14 protein-coding genes and 1 riboswitch are annotated in these 17,156 nt (G+C 59.8%); of the genes, 9 read left to right on the forward strand and 5 right to left on the reverse strand.

Annotated features, from left to right (window positions below; translation table 11 throughout):
- Positions 1-68 precede the first annotated feature (68 nt).
- The 5 genes from FHT97_RS17465 (at position 69) to FHT97_RS17485 (ending at position 6,259) form a co-directional block, all read left to right on the forward strand.
- Positions 69-3,107 (forward strand): helicase-related protein, encoded by a 3,039-nt coding sequence (locus FHT97_RS17465; RefSeq protein ID WP_183863791.1) that lies wholly within the window; start codon positions 69-71, stop codon positions 3,105-3,107.
- Between the two features lie 4 nt (positions 3,108-3,111).
- Entirely contained in the window at positions 3,112-3,516 is a 405-nt protein-coding gene (locus FHT97_RS17470; protein WP_183863792.1) for an RNA-binding S4 domain-containing protein, read from the forward strand.
- A gap of 193 nt (positions 3,517-3,709) precedes the next feature.
- The gene (fdxA, locus tag FHT97_RS17475; protein WP_183863793.1) at positions 3,710-4,048 is read left to right on the forward strand and encodes a ferredoxin FdxA; all 339 of its coding nucleotides are present in this window, start codon (positions 3,710-3,712) and stop codon (positions 4,046-4,048) included.
- Between the two features lie 398 nt (positions 4,049-4,446).
- The gene (locus FHT97_RS17480; RefSeq protein ID WP_007528356.1) at positions 4,447-5,019 is read left to right on the forward strand and encodes a CarD family transcriptional regulator; all 573 of its coding nucleotides are present in this window, start codon (positions 4,447-4,449) and stop codon (positions 5,017-5,019) included.
- Between the two features lie 376 nt (positions 5,020-5,395).
- Positions 5,396-6,259 (forward strand): RNA polymerase factor sigma-32, encoded by an 864-nt coding sequence (locus tag FHT97_RS17485; protein WP_007528357.1) that lies wholly within the window; start codon positions 5,396-5,398, stop codon positions 6,257-6,259.
- Positions 6,260-6,312: 53 nt separating this feature from the next.
- Here FHT97_RS17485 and FHT97_RS17490 read toward each other — a convergent pair whose 3' ends face one another.
- The 5 genes from FHT97_RS17490 to FHT97_RS17510 form a co-directional block, all read right to left on the reverse strand.
- Positions 6,313-7,857 (reverse strand): M48 family metalloprotease, encoded by a 1,545-nt coding sequence (locus tag FHT97_RS17490; protein ID WP_183863794.1) that lies wholly within the window; start codon positions 7,855-7,857, stop codon positions 6,313-6,315.
- A 247-nt stretch (positions 7,858-8,104) separates the two neighbouring features.
- A complete protein-coding gene (locus FHT97_RS17495; RefSeq protein WP_183863795.1) occupies positions 8,105-8,821 on the reverse strand; it encodes an ATP-binding cassette domain-containing protein in 717 nt (238 codons plus the stop codon).
- Positions 8,814-10,448: a thiamine/thiamine pyrophosphate ABC transporter permease ThiP gene (gene thiP / locus FHT97_RS17500; RefSeq protein WP_183863796.1), complete on the reverse strand. Its 1,635-nt coding sequence runs from the start codon at positions 10,446-10,448 to the stop codon at positions 8,814-8,816. The genes FHT97_RS17495 and thiP overlap by 8 nt, the downstream gene beginning before the upstream one ends.
- The gene (gene thiB, locus FHT97_RS17505; RefSeq protein ID WP_183863797.1) at positions 10,448-11,476 is read right to left on the reverse strand and encodes a thiamine ABC transporter substrate binding subunit; all 1,029 of its coding nucleotides are present in this window, start codon (positions 11,474-11,476) and stop codon (positions 10,448-10,450) included. Before thiB ends, thiP begins: the two co-directional genes overlap by 1 nt.
- Positions 11,477-11,520: 44 nt before the next feature.
- A riboswitch (TPP riboswitch) is annotated at positions 11,521-11,632 on the reverse strand.
- A gap of 61 nt (positions 11,633-11,693) precedes the next feature.
- Positions 11,694-13,229 (reverse strand): MDR family MFS transporter, encoded by a 1,536-nt coding sequence (locus FHT97_RS17510; RefSeq protein WP_183863798.1) that lies wholly within the window; start codon positions 13,227-13,229, stop codon positions 11,694-11,696.
- A gap of 119 nt (positions 13,230-13,348) precedes the next feature.
- On the opposite strand from FHT97_RS17510, the gene FHT97_RS17515 reads away from it, so the two are divergent.
- From FHT97_RS17515 to FHT97_RS17530, 4 genes are all read left to right on the forward strand, one after another.
- Entirely contained in the window at positions 13,349-13,876 is a 528-nt protein-coding gene (locus FHT97_RS17515) for a MarR family transcriptional regulator (RefSeq protein ID WP_183755082.1), read from the forward strand.
- A 48-nt stretch (positions 13,877-13,924) separates the two neighbouring features.
- Complete coding sequence (locus FHT97_RS17520; RefSeq protein WP_183863799.1) at positions 13,925-14,575, forward strand: thiamine diphosphokinase; 651 nt, start codon at positions 13,925-13,927, stop codon at positions 14,573-14,575.
- 3 nt (positions 14,576-14,578) lie between these two features.
- Positions 14,579-16,405 (forward strand): ABC-F family ATP-binding cassette domain-containing protein, encoded by a 1,827-nt coding sequence (locus FHT97_RS17525; protein ID WP_183863800.1) that lies wholly within the window; start codon positions 14,579-14,581, stop codon positions 16,403-16,405.
- Positions 16,406-16,538: 133 nt separating this feature from the next.
- Positions 16,539-17,156 (forward strand): DUF5666 domain-containing protein, encoded by a 618-nt coding sequence (locus FHT97_RS17530; RefSeq protein ID WP_183863801.1) that lies wholly within the window; start codon positions 16,539-16,541, stop codon positions 17,154-17,156.

Here is a 17,156-nt window from a genome sequence, read left to right on the forward strand (position 1 = left end):
TCCATGTGTTGTCTGCTTCGGAGAGGAGCTGACTTGATCTGGGGCTCCCCGGCCTCATCTGCAGGACCATGACACTGACATCGCAGCCGATGATACTGAGTGGACGCGGGGTAACCGCGGTGCTCGGGCCAACCAATACCGGCAAAACGCATTATGCCATTGAGCGCATGGTTGCACATGGCACCGGCGTGATCGGCCTGCCGCTGCGACTGCTGGCGCGTGAGGTTTACACGCGCGTCGCCGAAAAGGTCGGAGTGCAGAATGTTGCACTGGTAACGGGCGAGGAGAAGATATCGCCTCCCAATGCCCGCTTTTCGGTCTGCACGGTCGAGGCAATGCCACGCGAGACCAAGGCAGCGTTCGTCGCCATTGATGAAGTTCAGCTCGCTGGCGATCTGGAGCGGGGGCATATCTTCACGGATCGTATTCTGCATTTGCGCGGTCGCGACGAAACGCTGCTGCTTGGCGCCGGTACGATGCGACCGATCTTGCAGCAACTTCTCCCTGGGATCACGGTGGTTGAGCGACCCAGGCTTTCCCACCTTTTCTACGCTGGACAGAAGAAGATCACGCGCCTGCCGCAGCGCTCGGCAATCGTCGCCTTCTCGGCGGATGAAGTCTACGCGATCGCCGAATTGATCCGCAGACAGCGCGGCGGAGCAGCCGTCGTACTTGGCGCCCTTAGCCCGCGCACGCGCAATGCGCAGGTAGCGCTTTATCAGGCTGGAGACGTCGAGTATCTGGTCGCGACCGATGCGATCGGCATGGGGCTCAATCTCGACGTCGACCACGTCGCCTTTGCTCAAGATCGCAAATTCGACGGCTATCAGTTCCGCAACCTGAACCCCGCCGAACTCGGGCAGATTGCAGGCCGTGCCGGCAGGCACGTTCGCGACGGGACGTTTGGCGTCACAGGCCAGGTCGATCCCTTTGACGAGGAGCTGGTCGAACGCATCGAAGGCCATGAGTTCGACAATGTGAAAGTGCTGCAATGGCGCACGAAGAACCTCGATTTCGCTTCCATTCACGCGCTACGCACAAGCCTTGAGACCGGACCCACTGTTCCCGGCCTGACGCGCGCCTTGCCTGCGGTCGACCAGCAGGCGCTGGAACACCTGTCGCGCTATCCTGAAATCATCGACCTTGCGACCAATCCATCGCGCGTCGAGAAGCTGTGGGAGGCCTGCGCGCTTCCGGACTACCGGCGCATTGCGCCGGCGCAACATGCCGATCTGATCTCGACCCTCTTTTCCGATCTCGTTCGCTATGGCACGGTAAACGAGGACTTCCTCGCCGAGCAGGTCCATCGCGCGGACCGAACAGACGGCGAGATTGACACGCTTTCGGCGCGAATCGCGCAGATAAGGACTTGGACCTATGTGTCGAATCGGCCCAATTGGCTTGCCGATCCGACACACTGGCAGGAAAAGACGCGGGAAATCGAAGATCGATTGTCCGATGCGTTACATGAAAGGTTGACGAAACGCTTTGTTGATCGCAGGACATCTGTGCTCATGAAGCGCCTGAGAGAGAATGCGATGCTGGAAGCTGAAATCAGTGTAAATGGCGATGTCTTCGTTGAAGGACATCATGTAGGGCAGTTGTCGGGATTCCGGTTCACGCCCATTTCGGGAGCGGAAGGGCCGGACGCCAAGGCTGTTCAGTCTGCTTCGCAAAAGGCGCTCGCTTTGGAATTCGAGGCACGTGCTGCGCGCCTCCATGCGGCCGGCAACGGCGATCTCGCGATCAGCTCCGACGGCGCGATCCGTTGGTTGGGCGATCCGGTAGCGCGCCTTGCGGGCAGTGATCATGTGATGCGCCCGCGCGTCATCCTGCTCGCCGACGAGCAGCTGACCGGCAATGCCCGCGACCACGTGGCAGCCCGTATCGAGCGCTTCGTCAATCATCACATCAGCACGGTTCTGAAGCCGCTCGACGATCTGTCGCGTGCCGAAGACCTGCAGGGCCTGGCAAAGGGTCTGGCGTTCCAGCTCGTCGAGAATCTCGGCGTCCTGTTCCGACGCGACGTGACCGAAGAGGTGAAGTCACTGGATCAGGATGCGCGCGCCTCGATGCGCCGCTATGGCGTCCGGTTCGGCGCCTATCACATCTTCGTCCCTGCCCTTCTGAAGCCTGCTCCAGCCGAGCTCATCACGCTTCTCTGGGCGCTAAAGAACGACGGTCTCGACAAGCCGGGCTACGGCGATCTCATTCCCGTTCTGGCTGCAGGCCGCACGTCGGTGGTGACAGATCCAGCTTTCGAGCGCACCTTCTACAAGCTGGCCGGCTTCCGATTCCTTGGCAAACGCGCAGTTCGCATTGACATCCTGGAGCGCCTTGCGGATATCATCCGCCCGTTGCTTCAGTGGAAGCCTGGCCAGGCCAACCGTCCTGAAGGTGCATATGACGGCCGTCGCTTCACGACAACGACCGCCATGCTTTCGATCCTCGGTGCAACGCTCGAGGACATGGAAGAGATCCTGAAGGGGCTCGGCTATCGCGCCGATGCCGTAAAGGCAGAGGAGGCAGCAGCTCATCTGTCGGTTCAGGACGCCTCGACAGCGCCGACGGCCGAGACCGCAACCGAAGAGAGCGCGGAGAAGGCCGATCACGACGATGCCGACAGCGCGTCGGAGGAGCCTGCCTCGGAGGCTCCCACCGTTGAGGTCGCGGCTGAAGAACAGCCGGTTGCCGCAACGTCGGAAGAAGCAGAGGAACCGAAGCCGGTTCTTCTTTGGCGCCTCGGTGGCCGTACGGACAATCAGCGTCAGGCCCGCAGCCCGGGTGGCGAACGCCGCGGCGGCAACAATCGCGGCCAAGATCGCGGAAATGGCCAGCGTCGCCAAGGTGGTGAAGGTGGCGAGGGCCGTGATGGCAACCGCCAGCATCGCGGCAAGGATGGCGGTAAGCCGCAACAGGGACGGGGCGATCGTAACGAACAGCGCGGCGACCGTCAGGACCGCGGCGATCGCAAGGACCGCAACAACAACCGCGGCGGCCCGCAGCCGTTGCGCTTCGAGGCAAAGCCCCCACGCAAGGAAAAGCCGATCGATCCGGATTCTCCCTTCGCAAAGCTCGCTGCCTTGAAGGAGCAGATGAAGAAGTAAGCGCATGGGCGGGGAGACACAGCCAGGAGGCGGTTCGCGGCAACGCATCGACAAGTGGCTGTTCTTCACGCGCATGGTGAAATCGCGCTCGCTGGCACAAAGCCACATTCAATCCGGACATGTCAGGATCAACGGCGAGCGCGCCCTCCAGCCGAGCCAAATGGTCAAAGCCGGCGACAAGATCGAGCTGGCTCTTGAGCGGCGCGATATTGTCCTTGTCGTCAGGTCGGGCGGCGAGCGGCGTGGTCCTTACGAGGAAGCTCGGCTGCTTTATGAGGACCTGACGCCTCCGCCCGACGAGACAAAACGCCTCACCCCTTATGAGCAGGCAATGCGGGCCACAGGGGCGGGACGACCCACCAAAAAGGAACGTCGTGCAATCGACAAGCTGATGTCGGACGAGGATTAGAAAACTCTATCCGAACTGCCGGGTTTTGCGATTTCTTTATTCTTGAAATCCTCGGGCAAAGCCGGTACGTCACAATCAACTTGCCGGATAGCGTGAATGCCTCCCAAGCATCTCACTGCTTCCTTTCCGGTTGGGGAAAGGCGCGACGTTCCAGGTTGCCCGGCCCCATTGTATGGAAGTCCTGGAGTTCTTCATGACCTATGTCGTGACCGACAATTGCATTCGCTGCAAATATACCGACTGCGTGGAAGTCTGCCCCGTCGATTGCTTCTATGAGGGTGAAAACTTCCTCGTCATTCACCCTGACGAATGCATAGACTGTGGCGTTTGCGAACCGGAATGTCCCGCCGAGGCAATCAAGCCTGATACGGAGCCGGGCCTCGACAAGTGGCTCAAGGTCAACGCCGAGTATGCGAGCATCTGGCCGAACATTACGGTCAAGAAGGACGCCATGGCCGAAGCGAAGGAAATGGACGGCGAGACCGGCAAGTTCGAGAAGTACTTCTCTGAGAAGCCCGGATCGGGTGACTGATCCTTCATTCTCGCTACTAGGGCCTGAAACCGGGTTCAGTGAGCCAAAAAACGCCTGAAGTGTGTCCGCGTCATATGGGTGTCATGTGTTGCGCGCATGACTCAGGCGCAGTAAATTATTGATTTCCTCATATTTTTGTGATAGCTTTCGGACACTGATCCATTTGCGGCATGAAGCATGCCCAAACCACCACGAAAGCAAAACAAATCCAAAAACGCGGTTTCCGTGACATATCAACGCCTTGAGCCGTGAGGTTCCAAGCTTGTGCGCATGGATATGTTTGCTTTTATCCGGTGGGACCAGAAGTAAGTCACCCGACGGATCTGACCGTCTCACCCGGGCCTGACTGACCCGGCTCCGGCTGCAGCCGGAAGCGTAACAGGGAGTGTTTGAATAGAATGACGACCCAGCAGAAAAAACCTTCTTCCGCACGTCACGGCTTCAAGACCGGTGAATCGATCGTGTACCCCGCACATGGCGTCGGTACCATCAGCGCTATCGAAGAGCAAGAAGTAGCAGGCATGAAGCTTGAACTTTTCGTTATCGATTTCGAGAAGGACAAGATGCGCCTTAAAGTGCCGGTCGCCAAGGCCATGAGCATCGGCATGCGTAAGCTCTCCGAGACCGATTTCGTCGAGCGTGCATTGAAGGTTGTGCAGGGCAAGGCGCGCGTTAAGCGTACCATGTGGTCCCGTCGGGCGCAGGAATATGATGCAAAGATCAATTCCGGCGACCTCATTTCCATCGCTGAAGTTGTCCGCGATCTTTATCGCGCCGAGAACCAGCCGGAGCAGTCCTATTCCGAACGCCAGCTTTACGAAGCTGCGCTTGACCGCATGGCACGCGAAATTGCTGCGGTGAACAAGATGTCGGAAACGGAAGCTGTCCGCCTCGTAGAGACCAATCTCAACAAGGGGCCGAAGCGCGGCAAGGCGATCGAAGAAGACGAATCTCAGGACGAAGCTGCATAAGCTCCCTGTTTTTCCTGCAAAAAAACCCGGCCTTGTGCCGGGTTTTTTTTGGAACTTTTTCTCTGCTGGCACGTTTCAATAATGTAGCTGCGGACCGCGTCGGGAACTGACATCACCCTCGAACGCTCGCATATCTGTAAACGTTCGATGAGGAGCGGATCATGCTTTCCACGTTCTGCCTAGCGGGCAACTTGAGGAACTTGATCCCACCCCGCTGTACTACCGGCGCATAACCCTAAGCTAGGGCCCCATCTGGAAACGTCCAGAGTTCGGGGCCTTTATACGTTCAAGACATGAATTTGGTCTGGGCAGCGATGTCCGGAAGCAAGAATTCTTTGCCCTTTTTTGGCGTCACGCCTGAATTCAGGAGACCGATATGAAGAACATGTCTGCAGACCGGCGCATGATTAAAATCGCCATGGCGGCTCCCTACCTTGCTCGCGAAGAGGAACACGATCTCGCAATCCGCTGGAAGAACAATGATGACCGCGGCGCTCGCAATCAGATCGCCATGGCCCACATGCGCCTTGTTATCTCGATGGCAGGAAAGTTCCGCAACTTCGGTCTGCCGATGAGCGACCTCGTGCAGGAAGGTTACGTCGGTCTGCTGGAGGCGGCTGCGCGCTTCGAGCCCGAGCGTGACGTCCGCTTCTCTACCTACGCAAGCTGGTGGATCCGTGCCTCGATTCAGGACTATATCCTTCGCAATTGGTCGATCGTTCGCGGCGGTACGAGTTCGGCGCAGAAGGCCCTGTTCTTCAATCTTCGCCGCCTGCGCGCCAAGCTCGCCAGAGGCGACACGCAGCTGACACTTCAATCCATTCATCAAGAAATCGCAGCAGCACTCGGCGTCAGCCTTTCCGACGTCCAAACGATGGATGCCAGGCTTTCGAGCAACGATGCCTCGCTGCAGGCCCCATCGGTCTCCGGCGATGCCGACAGCGCCGAGAAGATGGACTTCCTCGTTAGCGACGAGCCTCTGCCGGATGAGCAAGTATCGAACATGATCGACGGCGAGCGCCGGCGCAACTGGCTCGCTTCTGCTTTGAAGCACCTCAATGAGCGGGAGATGAAGATCATCAGCGCTCGGAGGCTTGCTGAAGATGGCGCGACGCTCGAGGAACTCGGCGCAGATCTCGGCATCTCCAAGGAACGTGTTCGGCAGATCGAGAGCCGGGCGATGGAAAAACTACGCAGCGCACTCGTGAGCGCAGACCCCTACATGGCCGCATCGGCCTGAACGAGCTTACTCCCCCAGCGATGGACTTGGCCCGGTGAAAGCCGGGCCTCTTTTTATTCCGCAATAATCTTGACGCGATCGCCGGGAGAAACTGAGGCGCCGGTCGGCAGCGCATTGATAAGCTTGAACAGATCGAGCTTTCGATCCGTACCCATCATCCGTGCAGCAAGCGTCGTGATGTTTTCGCCCGGCCGCACTTTGACCACCCTGACGCGCAACGGCTTCAATGATGCCGTCTCTTCCGGGGTCATGCGACGGAAGCTTGCTCGCAATACGTCCGCCGTCTGCTGCAGAGCGGCACTACCTTTCGGCACGGCTGTCAGGAACCGGAAAATCTGAGCATTGTTACGGATCACCGTGACGTCGAAGTCCCAGCGATCTGCGCTCGCCCGCGCCGTGGCAGCCTCCATTCCATTGATCGTGGTCTGCTGAATGGTGGAGGGATCGAGGCCAGTAACCCACCCGCTCGAGATATAGTTCGTGAGGCTCTGGTTCTGATTGTCGGCCACGCCGTCAAAACGGATCGCAACATCGCCGGGCCCAGTCGCCATGACCGCCTCGACCTTGTTGTCGATCTTGAAATCAGGCGGCACGTCGAAGCGAATGCCAAGCCCGCCGTGCAGGAAGGTCTGCCCGCGCACATAGCCTTCCTCAGGGCTGTCGCCGTACAGCAAGCCGTCGATGCCGTTGAGATAATAGTCCCTGCCCGTATCGCCGACCTTGCCCTCCTGACCGAAGGCTCGCGCATGATCGCGCGCCAGTTCGATGCGCTGGGCGGAATTCGGATGGCTGGATAGGAAGTCGAGGCTCTGGTCCGCCTCGGGGTCGACAGACATGAAGCGGCTGTAGGCGGCCATGGAGTCCAGGAACCGCGCGGCGGCGTAGGGATCGTACCCTGCTTCCCCGAGCATCCGGACGCCGATAACGTCGGCCTGCAATTCCTGCTGTCGCGAGAAAGCTGCCAATCGCAGCTTGCCGCGCGCCAGCGCCTGCTTGCCGGCAATATCGCTCGACAACACCTCGGCCACGACGCGGCTGGCGATGACTTCTGCCTCCTCGCGCTTCTGCCGTTCGATGCCATGGTTTGCCGTGACGTGACCCATCTCGTGCGAGAGAACCGCGGCAACCTCGGATGCATCTTTGGCGAGCGCCAGCAAACCACGCGTCACGTAGAGATAGCCCCCGGGCAGGGCAAACGCGTTGATGGCCGGGGAGTTCAGGATGGTGATGCGGTAGGATTGGCTCGGATTCTCGGAGACAGCGGTCAGCGCCCCCGCGATACGGGCAACCAGACGCTCGGTCTTCGCATCCTTATACTCGCCGCCATAGCTCGCCACGATGCGCGGATGCTCGCGCGCACCCATGGCGGCACGCGGATCATTCTTCTGCACCTCGTCGACAATCTGCGGATTAGAGGACGGCGCAACACTTGGCTGATAGGATTGCTCAAGAATGGATTGGCAACCATATAGCGCCATGCTTGTCGCACATACGACCGAGGCTCGTCGTACCAGACGGCACGCCGACGAGAGCACATCACTGGAAGGCGCGGGGAATTTCCACGTCGGCATACTGTCCAGTCTGTCTCTCCAGGTCATCTTGCTTGTCGACCGGTTCGCTTCCGCGACCCGGTCGGTCTCATGGTGATTCAACAGGCGTCCGTCCCCGTCCTTGCACTGCACAATCGGGGACACAAGTCTTTGCTGTAACTGATTTCCGCATCGGTTGCATAGCGAGACTCTAAGTAAATGTGGCGCCGTTGTATTTTAGCAAGCCTAACGTGCTTTTGAGTTTCCTCGGTCGCCTCAAATTATGGCGAAAGTGCCGTTGCAACCGCCAGATTCGTTAACTGCGGAGAAATTGCGTCAATCCGGGATGATCCTGGCGGCCAATAAATTCATCGATTGGGGCGGCTACCGCGATCCTGCCGTTCTCGATGAAAAGACCAAAGTCTGCGATGCGTTTGACCTCGTCCGGATCGTGCGACACCACGACGACGGTATTGCTCGTCTCGCGATGCATGTCGAGCAGCAGCGCCGCCATTCCATTTCGCAAGCCGGGGTCAAGCGCTGCAAAAGGTTCGTCCAGCAGGAGCACCGGCCGGTTGCGAACTAGCGCACGTGCAAAGGCCACCCGCTGCCGTTCCCCGCCGGAAAGCGTTCCCGGCATTCGTCGTTCAAACCCGCGGAGCCCGACCTTTTCAAGCGAAGACGTGATCGATTGGCGGTCAGCAGTTGTGAGCTTCATCGACGGGTTGATGCCAAGGCCGATGTTGGTAAGGACATCGAGATGCGCGAACAGATTGTTGTCCTGAAAGACGAGAGAGACGGCCCGCCGGGCCGGGTACTCGCTGGTCACATCCTTCCCCGCGATCAAGATCTGCCCTCGCTCAGCCACATCAAAGCCAGCCAGCAGATTGAGGAAGGTTGACTTGCCAGCACCGGACGCGCCCGTCACAGCAATCACAGCACCGACAGGAAGCCGGCAATCGAAGTGAAACTCCTGCACACCAAATTGGAGACCGACGTCGCGCATCTCGACCGAGAACCGCGGCTCAACCATGGAAAGCCACCTCTCGTCGCGCTGGCCCCATGGTGCCGGCGATTGTGAGCAGCAGGCAGAGGATGCCAAGGATCAGCGCTAGACCATCCGCATCGTTCGTCCGGTAACTCCCCATGCGGCTATAAACGAGCCAAGGCAACGTGACGAAACTGTCCGAGCCGAACAACGCGACGGCGCCAAGATCGCCGAGCGACAGCGCCATCGCAAACGAAAATGCCGTGAGCACTGGTTTAATCAGGGCCGGCATATCGATCAGGCGCAGCCGCATCCAGCCCGAGACACCAAGACTCGCCGCAAGTTTCTGCGTTCGGCGCTTGTGGACGATGAAAGCCGGCTCGAGGACACGCATCACAAAGGGCAGGGACATCAAAGCGTTGATCGCGACAATCAGCAGCGGAGCCACGGCGCTGGCGTCACCGAAGCTTCTCAGCGCTAGAAACCAGCCCGTCGCCAGGACGATCGGCGGCACGAGCAATACCAACGATGATGCGCCACCCATGGCGGCAAAGAACGCTCCTGCGCCTGAGATCCCTGAACGCCGGAGAAGCGCCGCCCGGCGCGCACCCACCAGCATCATCGAGACAAGTAAGGCGATAGTGGCCGCAGAGATCGAGATGGCAAGACTGGTCGCAGCCGACTGCCAGAAAATGGGTTCACCGAGCAGCCTCATGAGATTGGACCGAAGGCCAGCCAGAAGCACCGACATCAGAGGTAAACCAAGGAACAGAGCGGCGAACAGCAGGATGCTTCCATCCACGAGCCGCGCTCCCAACAGCCTACCATCCGGGCGCCTGATCGCCTTTCCGACAGTCATCCCTTCATCCCCGGACGCAGGAAGACATGACAGCGCCCCAAGGACGACCGATGTAAGGGCGATCTGCAGCAGGGAAAGCGTGACGGCCCGGCCCGGATCAAAATCAAAACGCAGCGACTGATATATGGCAACCTCGACGGTCGTTGCGGCCGGCCCGCCACCCAGTGTCAGCACCAGCGTGAAGCTCGTGGCGCAGAGCATGAAGATCAGGCCGGCGATCCCAGGAATGACCGAGCGCAGAACCGGCCATTCGATGAAACGGAAAATCGAACCGGGCCGCATGCCGAGACCACTCGCCATCAGCCAGTATTCCGCCGGCACCCGCTCCAATGCCGCCAGCATCAGGCGGCAAGCCAGCGGCATGTTGAAGAAGACATGCGCCAACAGGATCCCGGAAAGCCCGTAGATGCTGATCGGTTCCGCCATGCCGAGCTTGAGCAGCAGCGCGTTCGTAAGGCCCTGCCGCCCCCAGATGCCGATCAACCCCAGCGCCCCGATTAGGACAGGAAGCCCCATCGGCACGGCCATCAGTCGAATGATCCAGATGCGACCGGGGAAATGCTGCTGACGCGCCAGGGCCTGCGCGACCGGAATGGCACAAGCGATCGAGAGCAGCGTCGAGAGCAAGGCCTGCAACAAGGTGAAACGCAGGACCTGCAGGATGTAGGGTTCAAGCACCGCCGTCAGAATGGAGGAAACATCGCTCGAAAGGAGCAAGACGAAGACTGCAAAGCCGACGAAAAGGGCAATGCCGGCGAGACTAAAAGCCCCACCCAGCACCGCCCGTCGCATCTCAGCCTCGGTCAAAGGCATCAATTCATGCTCATGGCGGCCAGCCACTCATCGACGAAGGCCTTGCGCTTCTCAGCGACTTCATCCGAGCTCATCAGAAAGGTCTTTGATGGATTTACAAGCTTGCCGAACGCATCCGGCAGCGGCTGCGACGTCGCCGAAACCGGCATCATCCAGTTGTTGGTTGGAATCGTATCTTGGAAGCCCGGCGTCACCATGAATTTCAGGAACTCGCGTGCAAGCTCCTTGTCCGGCGCATTCTTCAGCAGGCCCGCCACCTCGATCTGGATGTAGTGGCCCTCTGAAAACGCAGCCGCCTGATAGCGGTCGGTATTTTCGGCGACCATGTGATAGGCAGGCGAGGTCGTGTAGGAGAGCACCATCGGCGCCTCACCCTTGGTGAAGAGCCCATAGGCTTCCGACCAGCCGGGGGTCACCGTCAGCACCCGCTTTTTGAGTTTTGCCCAGGCCTCAGGCGCCTTATCGCCGTAGACCGACTTCACCCACAGCAAGAGGCCTAGCCCAGGCGTCGAGGTGCGCGGATCCTCAATAACGATCTTTTGCGAAAGATCGCCTTCGACCAGGTCCTTCATGCTTTTCGGAGGATTTTTGATCGTCTGCGTGTCGTAGATGACGGCGAAGTGGCCATAATCATAAGGCACAAATACCTCATCCTTGTAGTTTCCCGGCACCTTGAGCGCACTGACGTCGACACCGCTCGCATCGAAGAGGCCGGTTGCCTTCGCTTCCGTGGTCAGGTTCGTATCCAGACCGAGCACGACATCCGCCTTCGTCGCAGCGCCCTCAAGTTTCAGACGCGATAACAACGCCACGCCATCGGCTACGCTCACGAACTTGACGCTGCAGCCGCAGGTCTTCTCGAATGCTTCCTTGACCTTCGGCCCCGGACCCCATTCGGATGTGAAGCTCTCATAGGTGTAGACGGTGAGCGTCTTGTCTGCCGCCTGTGCGCCTTGGCCGGCCAAGCCGATGGTCGCGACAAAGATCGTGGCAAGCAACGAACGGCTCGTGAACTTGAATTTGAACATGGCACCTCTCCTCTGGTTTGCTTGAAGGGGAAAAGGGCGGTGCCAGATGTCACGCGTCTAATCCCTCCGCCGGTGTTAGCCGGATCAGGTTCCGCGGGTTGGCTTTGAGCCTCTCAGCCGCGCGCCTCATGGCACGGGGCACCCCGTTAGAGCGTTTGAGATGTATCGCCACGCTTGGCGTCTTGCAAGGGGCGGCCTTGCGGCCGCCATCGGCGTTTTACTCCGCGGCTTCGGCGTTGGCGGTCGGCCGCACCTCAACGACACGAGGCAACTGTGTTGGTTTCAGCATCAAGGCAGCGCAAAGGCCAATCAGAGCGATTACGCAGGATGCCATGAAAAGCGGCATGAACGCACTGCCATAGGCTTCGGCAACGGCTTGACGCGCCTGCTCCGGCAAAGCTGCCAGCATCTTTGGAGTGAGTTGCTCGATGTCGGCTACTCCCGGAATGGAAACGCCCGTTTTGCCGAGTTGCGAGCCTACGATCGCGCCGTAGATGGAGATGGCGATCGATGCTCCGCCCATACGCGACAGCGTCACCGATCCTGTTGCGGCGCCGACGTCGCGCGCCGGGGCAGCATTCTGGACGCCGATGACCGGAACCTGTTGTGCAAGACCGACACCGAAGCCGTGGAGGGCCATCACCGCCCCGATCAACAGGACCGGTGTTCCGACATGAACCCGCGTCAGCAGCACAAACGCAATGGCGCTGCAAGTCAGGCTTGCGATGGCGAACGGCTTGTAGCGACCAGTGATGGAGATGATGCGGCCTGCCGAGAGTGACCCGCAAACGATGCCGCCGGTCAGAAGAATAAAGAACGCTCCAGCCGCCGACGGCGAAAGACCGGTCGTCGTTTGTAGGAACAACGCGAAATAATTGACCATCCCAATTCCAATCGCGCCGCTCATGATCGACATGATGAGCAACAGGCTGAACGTCGAATTGTGAAATAGAGACAGGGGAACAATCGGCTCTGCAGCGCGGCGCTCGACGAAAATCCAACCGATGGCCGCAGCTACGCCGAGCGTCATGATGGCCAGGTTTTGCGGAGCAAACAGCGAGCCGAAGACCTGAGCGCCGTCGGCGGCCAGAACGATGCTTGCCGTCGTCAAGGCGAGCAGCAGGGCGCCAGCGTAATCGATCTTCGGGCGGCGGTTTGGTTTCCGGTAAGGTAGCATCAAAGCCAGGCCGACAAGGACGACGAAACCGATCGGAACGTTGACAAGGAAGATCGAGCGCCAGCCGAAGAGATCGCTCATTGCGCCGCCAAGGACAGGCCCGATGGCGCCCGATGCCATCAGCACGAGGCTGGAATAGCTCTGGTACCGCGCCCGTTCCCGCGGCTCGAACAGGTCCGCGTTGACGGCAAAGATCGACACCATGATACCGCCGCCGCCAAGTCCCTGCAGCACGCGGGCAGCAATCAGCGTATTCATCGATACAGCCAGTCCGCAGACGGCAGAGCCGACGGTGAAGATCATGATCGCGGCCATCATCACATATTTGCGGCCGAAGAGATCGCCGAGCTTGCCGTAGAGAGGCATCACGGCGCTTACGGCGAGAAGATAGGCTGAGCCGACCCAACTGAACCGCTCGAGGTGGCCGAACTCGCCAACGATCGTCGGCAGAGCCGTTGCGACGATCTGATTGTCGAGCGTCGCCATGAACATCGCGGCCATCAGGAAAAGGAAGAGAATGAACCGCCGGCGATGATCCGTCACAAGCGGCGCCGCAGCAGCAATTTGAGTGTCCATAAAGCGTCGTTCCAAACGATGAGTTGATCTCGTTATGTGCTATCAGCATATAATTGTCAATGTCACGCGCTTGACTTCGGCATATTCTCAATCGACGCGTGGCGTGTTATGGTTTCGGAATGAATGAGAGCCTGATGAAACTGAACGACCCTGACGCGAACGAAGACGCCGGCATTTTGCGCATTGGTCAAAGTATGACCCGCATGCGCCTGATGACCGGACGTCGATTGATCGGGCGGCTCGCCATCCAAACAGTGGCACCCGGTCTTGAGCTATCGCACCTTGACGTGCTGGACGCAGTACGACGCGCTCAGGAAAGCGGCGACGTGACGGTCGGGACGATTGCCGAGATGATGCGGATCGACCCGTCGCGCGCAAGCCGCATCGTCGCAGAGATGGTGGGGCGGAACATCCTGCGGCGAAAGGCATCTCAGGCGGATGCGCGGCGGATTATCGTCGTGATGACGCCACTTGGACAGAGGTTGCTGTCGGAAATACGTGCGCAGAAGCTCTCATTCGTTTCCGAGGTGGTCAAAGACTGGAAACCTGAAGAGATCGAGGCGTTCGGAGAACTGTTCGAGAAGTTCATTTCCGGCTTCGAGAGTGTTTTTGAGGCACGCGTCAAGGATATCGCAGACGAAGCCTGAGCGACGGCCCTTTCCCTTCCCCCCTGCTTTGCGCTATGGGCAGTGCCCATGAGCCAATCCACCTTCACCATTCTGCTTGGCGGCGAGCTGCAGATAACCGATCGCCTGCGAAATGCCGTCTCTGGCAGCCGTTTCATCGCCGCCGACGGTGGTATGCGTCACGCAGCAGCACTCGGCGTCATCCCAGAGCTGTGGGTCGGTGATTTCGACTCGACGCCCCCAGATCTCGAGGGTGCCTTTCCCGATGTGCCCAGGCAACCTTATCCCGCTGCGAAGGCATTCACCGATGGCGAGATTGCGGTTGCGGAAGCGATCGCCCGCGGCGCGAAACGTCTTGTATTGGCCGGCGCCCTTGCGGGCGAGCGTTCCGACCACGCGATCCAGCACCTGCTCTATGCCGTCAGCCTGGCAGAGCAGGGTTACGATATGCTTCTGACATCCGGCGGCGAGGAGGCTGTGCCGCTGATTTCAGGCGCAATCGAACTGGACCTGCCACCTGACAGTCTGTTTTCTGTTCCCGGCTTTAGCGAGCTTCGCGGCCTGACAATCGAGAACGCGCGCTACCCGCTTGCCGATTTCCATTTGCCCTTCGGCTCGTCACGCACCATTTCCAATGTCGCGAAAGGCAAGGTGCGCCTTTCGCTCGAGAGCGGTCGCGCCATTGTGCTCGCGCGCCCCTACGATCTTTCCGGAGTCTGATCTTTGGCGCCCCCCATCCTGAAACTCGACGACGTCTTTCTCAGCTTCGGCGGCACGCCGTTGCTCGCCGGTGCCGCGCTGCAGGTCGAGCCCGGGGACAAGATCTGCCTCGTCGGCCGCAACGGCTCCGGAAAGTCGACGTTGCTGAAGATCGCTGCCGGACTCGTCGAAGCGCAGTCGGGAGAGGTGTTCCGCCATCCTTCGTCAACCGTGCGTTATCTCGAACAGGCGCCCGATTTTGCCAGCTTCAAGACCGTGCAGGCTTATGCCGAGGCCGGCCTCGGCCCGGGCGACGATCACTACCGTGTCACCTATCTGCTCTCGCATCTCGGCCTCACCGGCGAGGAGGATCCCAAAAACCTGTCAGGCGGAGAGGCACGCCGCGCAGCCCTTGCGCGCGTTCTCGCGCCGGAGCCCGACATCCTTCTCCTTGACGAGCCGACCAATCATCTCGACCTGCCGACCATCGAATGGCTGGAAGGCGAACTGCAGAAGAGCCGCAGTGCCCTCGTGCTGATCTCCCACGACCGACGCTTCCTCGAGAAGGTCTCGACGGCGACGGTCTGGCTCGACCGTGGCACATCGCGTCGGCTCGACAGGGGCTTTGCGCATTTCGAAGCCTGGCGTGACCAAGTTCTGGAAGCGGAAGAGCTCGAGCAGCACAAGCTCGGCAAGGCAATCGAGCGCGAAGAGCATTGGCTGCGATACGGCGTCACGGCACGGCGCAAGCGCAACATGCGCCGCCTTGGTGAGTTGCAGACGATGCGATCGCAATATCGTGGCCACAAAGGCCCACAGGGCACCGTGCAGGCTACGGTTTCGGACGCGCAGGAGTCCGGCAAGCTCGTCATCGAGGCCGAGAAGATCACGAAAACCTTCGGCGACCGGCCGATTGTTACCCCCTTCTCCATTCGCGTACATCGCGGTGATTGCATCGGTCTCGTTGGCCCGAACGGCGCCGGCAAAACCACGCTGCTGAAGATGCTGACCGGCCAGCTGGCGCCTGATAGCGGCACCGTCAAGCTCGGAACCAATCTGGAGATTGCGACGCTCGATCAGAAGCGCGAGGACCTCAATCCGGAAGAGACGCTCGCCCATTACCTGACGGATGGCCGCGGCGAGAACCTCCTCGTCAACGGCGAGCAGCGGCACGTGACTGGTTATATGAAGGAATTCCTGTTCCAGCCGGAACAGGCCCGCACGCCGATCAGGAGCCTGTCCGGCGGCGAGCGCGCGCGGCTGATGCTCGCCCGCATCATGTCGCGCCCGGCGAACCTATTAATCCTCGACGAGCCGACCAACGACCTTGATATCGAGACGCTAGATCTGCTGCAGGAAATCGTCGCGGGCTTCCCCGGCACCGTGATCCTCGTCAGCCACGACCGCGACTTCCTAGACCGCACGGTGACCTCGACCATTGCACCTGCTGTGCCGGATGCGCCGGACGGTCGCTGGATTGAATATGCAGGCGGCTACTCAGACATGCTCGCGCAACGAAAAGGCGCCATCGAAGAGCGAAGGAAGGCCGAAAAGGCGGCAGGGCGAGCGAAGCCCCAGGAAACAGCCGCCTCCTCCGAGACGGCAAAAGCAAAGGGCAAGCTTTCCTTCAAACAAAAGTTCGCGCTCGAGAATCTTCCGAAGGAAATGGCCAAGGCAGAGGCCGAGATTGCCAAACGCGAGGAGCGCATGGCCGACCCCAGCCTGTTCACCAGGGACCCCACAACCTTCAACCGGCTTGCGGCGGAGATGGAGAAGCTCCGTGGCAGCCTGACGAAGATGGAAGAGGAATGGCTGGAACTCGAGATGCTTCGGGAGGAATTGGAGGGCTGAGCCTTCGCGCCCCTTCGACCTGATCGCACTTTATCCGCGTAACTCGATTTTCACGTTTCATTGATTCGTCAGTCCGCGATTGGCAAGATTAAGCTTGCCTATCCGCAACTTGCACGAGGCAAGGAAGCACATCATGCCATACATCCTCAAAACATCGACCGCGCTCATCTGGGCCGCGGGTTTCCTAACTATTGCATCGCACGTAGCGCTTGCGCAGGAAGCGCAGCGCGTGCGTGGAGCCATTGAGAGCCTGAACGGCAACACGCTGGTGGTAAAGACGCGAGAAGGCACAGAGCAAACGGTGACATTGAAGCCGGATTGGAAGGTCCGCGGCATCAAGAAAGCTTCCGTCGAAGACATCAAGCCGGGCGATTTCGTTGGCGTTGCGTCGCTGCCGAGTGCCGACGGCGGCGACGGCGCTCTTGAAGTGCTGATCTTCCCGGCCGCAATGAAGGGCACCGGCGAAGGCAGTCGCCCCTGGGACCTGAAGCCAAACAGCACGATGACCAACGCCACCGTCGCGAAGGCCGTCAAGGCAGTCGATGGCCATACCATCACGCTCACCTATCAGGGCAAGGAAAAGACGATATCCATCGCCGATGATACACCGATTGTCACCTTCGCTCCGGCTGACAAGGCCGACCTCGTCGCCGGCGCTCGCGTGATCGTGATGGGTCAGAAGGCACCTGACGGGACAGTGTCCGCCACAAACGTAACGGTCGGCACAAACGGCGTCGTCCCGCCCATGTAG

The organism is Rhizobium sp. BK399 (assembly GCF_014194695.1).
GTDB lineage: Bacteria > Pseudomonadota > Alphaproteobacteria > Rhizobiales > Rhizobiaceae > Rhizobium.

Excerpts from the sequence above, each read along its gene's own strand:
- FHT97_RS17465 (WP_183863791.1), top strand. The coding sequence starts at position 69 with ATGACACTGACATCGCAGCCGATGATACTGAGTGGACGCGGGGTAACC.
- thiP (WP_183863796.1), bottom strand. The coding sequence starts at position 10,448 with ATGCCTTTGACCGAGGCTGAGATGCGACGGGCGGTGCTGGGTGGGGCT.
- FHT97_RS17495 (WP_183863795.1), bottom strand. The coding sequence starts at position 8,821 with ATGGTTGAGCCGCGGTTCTCGGTCGAGATGCGCGACGTCGGTCTCCAA.
- FHT97_RS17530 (WP_183863801.1), top strand. The coding sequence starts at position 16,539 with ATGCCATACATCCTCAAAACATCGACCGCGCTCATCTGGGCCGCGGGT.
- fdxA (WP_183863793.1), top strand. The coding sequence starts at position 3,710 with ATGACCTATGTCGTGACCGACAATTGCATTCGCTGCAAATATACCGAC.
- FHT97_RS17490 (WP_183863794.1), bottom strand. The coding sequence starts at position 7,857 with ATGACCTGGAGAGACAGACTGGACAGTATGCCGACGTGGAAATTCCCC.
- FHT97_RS17520 (WP_183863799.1), top strand. The coding sequence starts at position 13,925 with ATGAGCCAATCCACCTTCACCATTCTGCTTGGCGGCGAGCTGCAGATA.
- FHT97_RS17515 (WP_183755082.1), top strand. The coding sequence starts at position 13,349 with ATGAATGAGAGCCTGATGAAACTGAACGACCCTGACGCGAACGAAGAC.
- FHT97_RS17485 (WP_007528357.1), top strand. The coding sequence starts at position 5,396 with ATGAAGAACATGTCTGCAGACCGGCGCATGATTAAAATCGCCATGGCG.
- FHT97_RS17480 (WP_007528356.1), top strand. The coding sequence starts at position 4,447 with ATGACGACCCAGCAGAAAAAACCTTCTTCCGCACGTCACGGCTTCAAG.
- FHT97_RS17470 (WP_183863792.1), top strand. The coding sequence starts at position 3,112 with ATGGGCGGGGAGACACAGCCAGGAGGCGGTTCGCGGCAACGCATCGAC.
- FHT97_RS17510 (WP_183863798.1), bottom strand. The coding sequence starts at position 13,229 with ATGGACACTCAAATTGCTGCTGCGGCGCCGCTTGTGACGGATCATCGC.
- thiB (WP_183863797.1), bottom strand. The coding sequence starts at position 11,476 with ATGTTCAAATTCAAGTTCACGAGCCGTTCGTTGCTTGCCACGATCTTT.